The following is a 7053-nucleotide window of genomic DNA, read 5'->3' as shown; positions in this document are numbered from 1 at the left end:
CACAAGGCCGGCCATGACGTTCTGGTGCGTGGGGGGCGGGTCCCTCACACCCCGCCGTTCTTGCGCACGAGGCGTTTCACGTCCTTGTAGATCTCGTCGCCGTCGTGGCGCTCGGCCCTCGACTTCACGACCGCCACGGTGATCGGCCCGCGCTTGGGTCCGCCGGCCTCGTAGCCGACATAGCGGTAGCCGTCGGGCAGGTCGTGCCCGGTGTAGAGGAAGGTGGCGCGCACGCCGCGCTTCTCCGGGTTGAGCTGTTCGCCGCGCAGGCGCACGTCGCGGCGCATGCGGATGGTGGCGCCGTCGCCGCCCGCGTCGATCTTGATCGGGCCGACCTGGACCTTGGCGGTGTCGTTGGCGTCGTTGGCGACGATGTGGATGCCGGGCAGGCTGACGCGGGTGGTTCCGTCCTCCGACTCGGTGACCACCGCCTTGCCGCCCCTCACCGAGACGTTCACCGCATCGACGTCCTTGCCGTCGACCTTCAGGTCGACGCCGCTGCCTCCGGAGCCGGCGCGGACCTCGACGCCAGCGCCACCGGCGTCGCGCGCCGCCTCGTCGGCCGCCTTCGCCGCCGCGTCGGCGGTCTCCTTCGACGCCTTGCCGGACGCGGCGTCCTTGGCGCCCTCCGTGGCGACGGGCGCCGTGCGGTTGGCGAGCAGGGTGGTCTCGATGTTGGCCAGCGCATTGTCGACGCCGCCCGCGGTCGACACCAGTTGCAGGGTCACCTCGGCGCCATCGGGCGTGGCGTACATGCAGGTCTTGCCGTCGGACGTGGCCATGGTGCGCGTGAGGTCGCCCTGCTTCATCGGGCAGTCCAGCGCCGCGCGCGCGGCGGGGACCTTGGGCCCGCAGGCCGCGGCGGTCAGCGCGAGCGCCGAGGCGGCGACGAGGTAAAGCGGCTTCATGGAAAAGGGCTCCGTCCGTTCCCGTGGGAAGCTGGGCGGAGCCCTCCGAAAAGGCGAGTGAATTCGCGGTAAGTTACACCCGGGCGTTACGACTGCCCCGGCCGCGCCGCGCCTTCGCGCCGGGCCAGGAAGGCCAGGCGTTCGAACAGGTGGACGTCCTGCTCGTTCTTGAGCAGGGCGCCGTGCAGCGGCGGGATCAGCTTCGTCGGGTCCTTTTCGGCCAGCGCGTCGCCGTCGATGTCCTCGACCATCAGGAGCTTCAGCCAGTCGAGCAGTTCCGAGGTCGAGGGCTTCTTCTTCAGGCCCGGCACCTTGCGCATGTCGTAGAAGATGCGCAGCGCCTCGGCGACCAGCTTCTGCTTCACGCCCGGATAGTGGACGTCGACGATCTCCTGCATCGTCTCGCTGTCGGGGAAGCGGATGTAGTGGAAGAAGCAGCGGCGCAGGAACGCGTCGGGCAGCTCCTTCTCGTTGTTCGAGGTGATGATCACGATGGGGCGGACGGCCGCCTTGATCGTCTCGTTGGTCTCGTAGACGTAGAACTCCATCCGATCGAGCTCCTGCAGGAGGTCGTTCGGGAACTCGATGTCGGCCTTGTCGATCTCGTCGATCAGCAGGACGGGGCGGCCGGCGTGCTCGAACGCCTCCCAGAGCTTGCCCTTCTTGATGTAGTTCTTGACGTCCTTCACGCGCTCGTCGCCGAGCTGGCTGTCGCGCAGGCGGGTCACGGCGTCGTACTCGTAGAGGCCCTGGACGGCCTTGGTGGTCGACTTGATGTGCCAGGTGATCAGCTCGGAGCCCAGCGCCGCGGCGATCTCGTAGGCCAGGACCGTCTTGCCGGTGCCGGGCTCGCCCTTGATGAGCAAGGGGCGCTCGAGCGCGATCGCGGCGTTCACCGCCACCTTGAGGTCCTCGGTGGCGACGTAGTTGTCGGTCCCTTCGAAACGCTGGCTCATTCAGGCTCCCCATGCGGACGGAGGCCCGCATTCGAACAGTTGTTTGTCTGGGCCAACCTATAGAGCCGGGCGCGAGGATCAAGCCGGTTCCATCGCCGCGCGAACCGCCGCTTCGAACCGCCGCGCCTCAGGGCGCGGACGCGGCGTAGTCGCCCAGGGCCTCGCCGAGACGGCCCATGGCGGAATCCCAGTCGCCGAAGGCGTCGGGCAGGAAGACGCGGGTCTGCGGATACCAGGGATAGGAGTCGGTCCCGAGCCGCGGCCACGAGCTGATCGACGAGACCATCCAGCTCGGCGTGCCCACCGCCGAGGCGATGTTGAAGGTCGCGTTCGAGAAGCCGACCACCAGGTCCATCGCGGCGCACAGCGCGGCCACGTCGTCCAGGTCGTCCTTCAGGTCGATGCCCGGCGGCTGCCAGATCTTCACGCCGAAGTCGCGCTCGGCCTGGGCGATCTCGTCGGCGCAGTCGCCGTACTGCAGGTTCACGAAGCAGACGCCGGGCGCGTCGAACACCGGCTTCCACTGCTCGAACTGCGAGAAGAAGCGGCTGCGGCCCTTGGCGATGTTGCTCTTCCAGAGCAGGCCCACCTTCGGGCCTGCCGGCGCCGACTCCAGCGCCCTCGTCCAGTGCGCCACGCGCTCCGGATCGGGCGTCAGGTAGCCCTTGTGGTCCGGGAAGGCCTCCAGCTTGCGCCGGAACTCGCGCAGCAGGCTGCCCATCGGGGTCCAGAGGTCGACCGTCGCGAGGTCGGTGTCGGGGCAGCGGCGCACGGCCTGCGCGGCCACCACGTTGGTGATGTGGCGCGTGACCTCGGCGTCCGGGAAGCTGCGCTGGAACAGGCTCACCAGGCGCCGCTCCACCGAGATGCGCAGCCGGCCCTCGGGGCCCAGCCGCTCGACGATGTCGGGCAGCACGCCCGCGAACAGGATCTCGTCGCCCAGGCCCTGTTCGGCGACCACCAGGAAGTCCTTGCCCTTCAGCTCGCCGCCGGGCTTCCAGCGCGGCCGGTCGATCCAGAAGTGCGTCACGCCGGCGAACTGCGCCGACAGCCGCGCCTCGTAGTCGTCCCAGCCCGCGCCGATCCGGCCCAGGCAGAGCTGGTAGGTCGACCGGGCCAGCAGCATCATCTGCCTGTCCTCGGCGGTGTTGATCCGGCGCAGCGCCGTGTCGCAGTCCTTGAGCGCGCCCTCGTTGTCGCCCAGCCCGTGCTTCACCTGGCTGAGGTTGTAGCGGGCCTTGCCGAATTTCGGGTTCAGCCGCACCGCCTCGCCGAAGAAGGTCGCCGCGTTGGGCAGGTCGCCCTGGTCCATCATCACCGAGCCCAGGGTGTTCCAGAGCATCGGCGTCTCGGGATGCGCCTGGATGGCGTTGCGCAGGAGTTCGATCGTCTCGTCGACGCGGCCCTGCTCGCGCATGACGCTGGCCAGGTTGTTGACCCCGTCGGCCCGCCCGGGCGCGTGCTCGACATAGCGGGTGAACAGCTTCTCGGCCTGTTCGTGCATGCCCATCCGGAAGGCCAGGCGGCCCAGGTCGTTGGCCACCTCCGCATGGTCGGGCAACAGCTTCAGCGCCGCCTCGTAGGCCTGGACCGAGCTGGCGAAGTCGCCGGCGCGCTCGCGCGCGATGCCCATGAGGTACCAGCCGACGCCGTTGCGCTCGTCGATCTCCAGCGCCTTCACCGCCCACTTGCCGCCGTTGACGAAGTCCTCGCGGTTCAGGAACTCGATGGCGCGCTTCAGCAGCGGCGCGGCGGCCACCGCCTTCAGCTCGCCGACCGCCGATTCCAGCCGTGACAGCGAATCCCTGCCGCCGGCCTCGCCCATCTCGCGCATCGACTCGGGCACGCTCGGCGCGGCGCCGATCTGCGGGCCGTCGGGGAGGGGAACGGGGCTCGGCGCCGCCTTGGCCATTCTGAAGGACTCCGGAAAGACGCCCCTTCCTCGCGCGCTATGGTTAACCTGCCGCTAAGCCGCGCCATTCGGTCGCACGCCCGCGGTCCGCGGCCGCGGCAATCGGCCGTTAACGGGTGCGCCGCTAAGCGTGGGATGCGTTCGATCGTGGCTCGCGCGAGAATGGATTCGCTCGATTCGCGCTGTTGCGGTCGTGGGCGCAGACGAGGGACGGACTTGCCACTCAAACTATCGCTGAAGCCGGGTGAGAGGTTCGTCCTGAACGGGGCCGTCGTCCAGAACGGCGACCGTCGGGCCGTGCTGGTCCTGCAGAACAAGGCGTCCGTCCTGCGCGAGAAGGACATCATGCACGAGGAGGACGTCCAGACGCCGGCGCGTCGGATCTACTTCCCGGTGATGATGATGTACCTCGACGAGGGAAGCGCCGAGAAGTTCTACGGCGAGTTCGTCACCCGCATGACCGAATTCATGGGGGTGATCTCCAACCCCAGCGTCCTCGCCGACTGCGTGGACATCTCCCGGTGCTGCATGGAGCGCGAATACTACAAGGCGCTGATGCTCTGCCGGAAGCTCATCGACTACGAGAACGAAAGGCTGGGCCATGTCCCTTCAGGCGTATCAGCAGGCGGCGACGCGGGCTGAGAGCCCGCGCGACCTGGAATACCGCCTCTTCGCCCAGGTCACCCGGGCGCTCATGGAGGCGGCGCAGCTCGACAAGTCCGAGTTCGGCAAGCGCATGGACGCCCTGGACTGGAACAAGCGCATGTGGTCGATGCTGGCCAGCGAGTGCAACCGCGCCGACAACGGCCTGCCGGCCCCCCTGCGCGCCTCGATCGTTTCGCTCAGCATCTGGGTGGGCAAGCACACCAGCCTGGTGATCCGCAACCAGGAGGAGTTCGAGCCCCTGATCGAGATCAACCGCATGATCATGCAGGGCCTCGCCGGCGGCCAGCAAGCCGCCGCCTAAACACCCACCCCGCTCATCACCCCCGCTCATCCCCGCGAACGCGGGGACCCAGGCTTCCTTCCTCTCCACGGCACGAAACCCAGCATCACCAGGGCGATCGAGAACAACGGCCGACCGCCCGGCGCGCCGCAGGCGTCCTGCTTTTCGAACCACGAACCACACGAACCACACGAACGAATCCGGCATGAACCCGCCCCCTGAGCACAACCCCGGCCCGTTCGTGTCTTTCGTGTGGTTCGTGGTTGAATCCATGCGGCGCTGACGCGCCAACGCAGCTCGAAGGCTCGCAAGACCCTCACGCCTCGCGCGCCCTTTTCTCGCAGCATTCGCACCCTGCCGATCCGGCAGGATGTGCCGCCCGGCAGGAACGCGCCGCGTCCGGGCGCCGCGGCGGCGAACGCCGTGACGCCAAAGGTCCAATGAAAACAGGGAAGTGACGGCGCCCAAGCGGCGCCTGTGCCTGGCCCGGCGCTTGCGACGCGCACCCCGGCGGAAAATCCGCCTGCCGGCAAAAGCCCGGCGCTTCATTCCAGAATGGAAGGACTACCCAATGGCCAATTCGGTCAACACGAACGTTGGCGCGCTCGTCGCGCTGCAAAACCTCAACGCCACCAACGCGGAGCTCGCCACCACTCAGACCAGGATCAACACCGGTAAGAAAGTCGCGTCGGCCAAGGACAATGGCGCCATCTTCGCCATCGCCCAGAACCAGCGCGCGACGTCCAACGCCCTGAACTCGGTCATCTCCTCGCTGGAGCGGAACCAGTCGGCCGTTGAAGTCGCGATCTCGGCCGGCGAGACCATTTCCGACGTGCTCGTGCAACTGAAGGAAAAGGCTCTGGCCGCCCGCGACTCGGGCCTCGACACCGCCAGCCGCACCGCGCTGAACGACGAGTTCAAGACGCTTCTCGGTCAGATCACCAAGGCCGTCGTCAACGCCGACTTCAACGGTTCCAACCTGATCAAGCAGGATGGCAACACCGTGAAGGCGCTGGCCAACGCCGACGCCAGCTCGGTGATCACGGTGCAGGCGCAGACGCTGACCCTGTCGGCCCTGGCCATCGACGCCAGCACGCTGGGGACCACGGCCGCCGCATCGCTCGCGATCGCGGCCGTCAACGCGGCGATCACCTCGGTGTCGAGCAAGCTTTCGTCGCTCGGCACCGGCGCCAAGGCGCTGAACAGCCACCTGAACTTCGTCAAGAAGCTTCAGGACACGATCGACGCCGGCGTGGGCAACCTCGTCGACGCCGACCTGGCGAAGGAAAGCGCCAAGCTCCAGGCTCTGCAGACCAAGCAGCAGCTCGGGGTCCAGGCGCTCTCGATCGCCAACCAGTCGACGTCGATCCTGCTGGGCCTGTTCCGCTAAGTGTGCGGCCGTCGGGCGGACTCCGGTCCGCCCGACGGGTCCTTTGCCAGCCCGGACATTATTGCCGGGTCTGATCGGCATTTTATGCCTACCCGCCGCGCAGCTCGGCAGGATCTGCCGGCCCAAAGCAACCCTAATGCGGGTTTAATCCCATGAATTCAATTCGATAGGCGTCGCCGCGGTAAGGATTCCGCTGGTCCGAAGCTTGCTGCGTTGCGGCCGGGCAAAACGCCCCCGGCCATCAGAACGACAGCCGGCCTTTTTGAATGAAGGACCAACCGATGCCTAATTCGGTGAATACGAACGTTGGCGCGCTCGTCGCGCTCCAGAACCTGAACGCCACGAATGCCGAACTGCAGACCGTGCAGGCGCGCATCAACACCGGCAAGAAGGTCGCGTCGGCCAAGGACAATGGCGCCATCTTCGCCATCGCCCAGAACCAGCGCGCCACCTCCAACGCCCTGAACTCGGTCGTCTCCTCGCTGGAGCGGAACCAGTCGGCCGTTGAAGTCGCGATCTCGGCCGGCGAGACCATTTCCGACGTGCTCGTGCAACTGAAGGAAAAGGCTCTGGCCGCCCGTGACTCCGGCCTCGACACCGCCTCGCGCACTGCGCTGAACGACGAGTTCAAGACGCTTCTCGGTCAGATCACCAAGGCCGTCACGAACGCCGACTTCAACGGCGCCAACCTGATCAAGCAGGACGGCACCACCGTGAAGGCGATCGCGAACGCCGACGCCACCTCGGTGATCACGGTGCAGGCGCAGACGCTGACCCTGTCGGCCCTGGCCATCGACACCAGCACGCTGGGGACCACGGCCGCCGCATCGCTGGCGATCGCGGCCGTCAACGCGGCGATCACCTCGGTGTCGAGCAAGCTGTCGTCGCTCGGCACCGGCGCCAAGGCGCTGAACAGCCACCTGAACTTCGTCAAGAAGCTC

Annotated in this window: 7 protein-coding genes; 4 read left to right on the top strand and 3 right to left on the bottom strand. The window is 67.4% G+C overall.

Annotation, left to right across the window (positions count from 1 at the left end):
- Positions 1-44: 44 nt before the first annotated feature.
- The 3 genes from KF737_RS22275 to KF737_RS22265 form a co-directional block, all read right to left on the bottom strand.
- Positions 45-908 carry a hypothetical protein gene (locus tag KF737_RS22275; RefSeq protein WP_296460730.1) on the bottom strand — a complete coding sequence of 288 codons (864 nt, stop codon included), beginning with the start codon at positions 906-908 and terminating at the stop codon, positions 45-47.
- 86 nt (positions 909-994) lie between these two features.
- Positions 995-1864: a MoxR family ATPase gene (locus tag KF737_RS22270; RefSeq protein WP_296460727.1), complete on the bottom strand. Its 870-nt coding sequence runs from the start codon at positions 1862-1864 to the stop codon at positions 995-997.
- 127 nt (positions 1865-1991) lie between these two features.
- Positions 1992-3776, bottom strand: a complete 1785-nt coding sequence (locus KF737_RS22265; protein ID WP_296460725.1) for a tetratricopeptide repeat protein — start codon at positions 3774-3776, stop codon at positions 1992-1994.
- 216 nt (positions 3777-3992) lie between these two features.
- Here KF737_RS22265 and flbT point away from each other — a divergent pair, with 216 nt between their 5' ends.
- The 4 genes from flbT to KF737_RS22245 all read left to right on the top strand — a co-directional run.
- Complete coding sequence (gene flbT / locus KF737_RS22260) at positions 3993-4418, top strand: flagellar biosynthesis repressor FlbT (RefSeq protein ID WP_296460722.1); 426 nt, start codon at positions 3993-3995, stop codon at positions 4416-4418.
- Positions 4378-4743: a flagellar biosynthesis regulator FlaF gene (gene flaF, locus KF737_RS22255; protein WP_296460720.1), complete on the top strand. Its 366-nt coding sequence runs from the start codon at positions 4378-4380 to the stop codon at positions 4741-4743. Before flbT ends, flaF begins: the two co-directional genes overlap by 41 nt.
- Before the next feature lie 550 nt (positions 4744-5293).
- Complete coding sequence (locus KF737_RS22250; protein ID WP_296460734.1) at positions 5294-6112, top strand: flagellin; 819 nt, start codon at positions 5294-5296, stop codon at positions 6110-6112.
- Positions 6113-6405: 293 nt separating this feature from the next.
- Positions 6406-7053 (top strand): flagellin (locus KF737_RS22245; RefSeq protein ID WP_296460716.1); only part of this gene is annotated, 648 nt, incomplete at its 3' end.

Origin of the sequence: Phenylobacterium sp. (assembly GCF_019636135.1) — a bacterium.
Taxonomy (GTDB): Bacteria; Pseudomonadota; Alphaproteobacteria; order Caulobacterales; family Caulobacteraceae; genus Phenylobacterium.
The sequence above is the reverse complement of the archived record's forward strand: the minus strand, read 5'-3'. Positions and strand labels throughout refer to the sequence as shown.